The 430-nt window shown below is 73.5% G+C and carries 1 protein-coding gene; it reads right to left on the reverse strand.

The genetic code is table 11. From position 1 onward, the window contains the following. Window positions 1-430, reverse strand: a 430-nt coding sequence (locus tag I6F37_RS40885; protein WP_276573817.1) for a diacylglycerol kinase family protein, incomplete at both ends; no start/stop codon positions are given.

Below are 430 nucleotides of genomic sequence, written 5' to 3' on the forward strand. Positions count from 1 at the left end.
AGCGTGATGAGCTCGTCGAGCACCGCGCCGAAGTTCGCGATCATCACCGCCGCCGCCTGCCGCTCCTCGACCACGCCGTCCACCGTCACCCGCACGCCGAAGGTCTCGCGCTTCATGAGCGCCCGCCCGGCGGTGAGCGCGTAGGCCATGATCCCGATGCGCTTCTTGAGCCAGGGGCTCGTCCCCTCGATCATGGCCGAGTCGATCCCGATCCCCGCGGCGAAGGCGAACCGGCGCGCCGCGGCGCCGTCGGCGGTGCTGGTGACGATCCCCAGGTCGATGCGCACCTCGTCGCCGCCGAGGAGGGCGGGCACGGCGCGGCGCACGCTGAGCGGGATGCCGAGGGTGCGAGCCAGCAGGTTGCCGGTGCCGCCGGGCAGGATGCCGACGGCGACGCCGCTGCCGGCGAGCGCGTCCACCACTTCCATCG

It is taken from the genome of Bradyrhizobium sp. NBAIM08 (assembly GCF_020193935.1).
Taxonomy (GTDB): Bacteria; Pseudomonadota; Alphaproteobacteria; order Rhizobiales; family Xanthobacteraceae; genus Bradyrhizobium; species Bradyrhizobium yuanmingense.